Origin of the sequence: Pseudomonas fluorescens (assembly GCF_001648775.1) — a bacterium.
In the GTDB taxonomy this organism is placed as follows: Bacteria; Pseudomonadota; Gammaproteobacteria; order Pseudomonadales; family Pseudomonadaceae; genus Aquipseudomonas; species Aquipseudomonas fluorescens_M.
The window spans coordinates 1-1,372 of record NZ_LVEJ01000027.1; the positions used below are offsets into that span (position 1 = coordinate 1).

The following is a 1,372-nucleotide window of genomic DNA, read 5'->3' on the forward strand; positions in this document are numbered from 1 at the left end:
CCAACTAATGAAATGGTTACCCCCGCCGCCCCTTGCGATAGCTCACTAAGCTTTCGCAAGGGGCCCATCGGAGACCATTGTCATGAACAAAGTAGCTATCGCCGCCATCGACCTTGGTAAAAAATCGTTTCATCTTCACGCCCAGGATGAGCGGGGTCATGAGCTTTACCGCAAAAAACTCACTCGAGCGGCACTTGTCCAGCACTTGGCCAATCTCGAGCCTTGCACGGTAGTGATGGAAGCCTGCGGTGGCGCTCACTTCATGGCGCAGCAAGCTGCAAAGTTTGGGCACACCGCAAAGCTGATTGCGCCGCATCTTGTGCGCCCCTATGTCAAAAGCAACAAAAACGACTTCGCGGATGCCGAGGCGATCTGCGAGGCTGCGACTCGTCCGACGATGCGTTTTGTACCTGTTAAAACACAGGCTCAGCAGGCGCTGGCCATGCTCAATTCGACGCGTGATTCGTTCATCAAAGACCGTACCGCGACAGTCAATCGGATTCACGCAGCGCTTCTGGAGTTCGGAATCAGCTTGCCTGCGGGGTTCAAGTCGATCAACGAGCTCACTGCGTTGCTTGAGGCGAGCTCACTTCCCGATCCGATCAGAAAGCTGCTGACACGCATGCATGACCACTTTGACTATTTGCACGAACAGATCAGATCCTTGGACAAGGAGCTGGAATGCCAAGCCGCTGAAGATGATCTGGCTGCTCGTTTGATGACAATTCCGTGTGTCGGGCCGATCACCTCCAGCGCCTTGGCTGCCGAGCTGGGTGATGGCAAGCAGTTCAAATGTGGCCGCGGCTATTCAGCCTCGATCGGCCTAGTCCCTAAACAGCATTCAACGGGCGGAAAAACTGTACTTTTAGGCATCAGCAAGCGTGGCGACAGAAACCAGAGACGCCTGCTGATCCAGTGCGCCCGGGTTTACTTGATGCATCTGGATCGCCAGAAAGGCGTGCTGGCGGAGTGGGTCCGCCATTTGATAGCGACCCACCATCACTCCAATCACGTGGTCTGCGCGCTGGCCAACAAGTTTGCGAGGATCGCTTGGGCAATTGCGGCTCACCACACTGAATTCGATGCGGGGCCAAGCGCGATGAACGCCTGACCCCGCTGTCACCCGAGCACCACCCACCTGGTTTTGCGATGCTGGATAACTGATGACGTGAACGGCCAACCGGCCTGACGACAACCCTGGGCTCCCACACGGCTGAAAGGCCGTTCAACTAATCAGGATCGTTGGGCATCGATTCTCATCGAGGCGCGGGGTTGCCACCCCACTCAGACGCCGGATAGATGAAAGCAAGCCAAACACGACATCAAAAACAGTATTGCAGAAAAGGGGGTAACCATAGATGTGGGAGCGAGC

At 55.9% G+C, this 1,372-nt stretch carries 1 protein-coding gene; it reads left to right on the top strand.

All coding sequences use genetic code 11. The annotated features are described in order from the left end of the window. The first annotated feature begins 82 nt into the window (after window positions 1-82). Entirely contained in the window at window positions 83-1,111 is a 1,029-nt protein-coding gene (locus A8O26_RS23835) for an IS110 family transposase (RefSeq protein ID WP_064120167.1), read from the top strand. The last annotated feature ends 261 nt before the right edge of the window (window positions 1,112-1,372 follow it).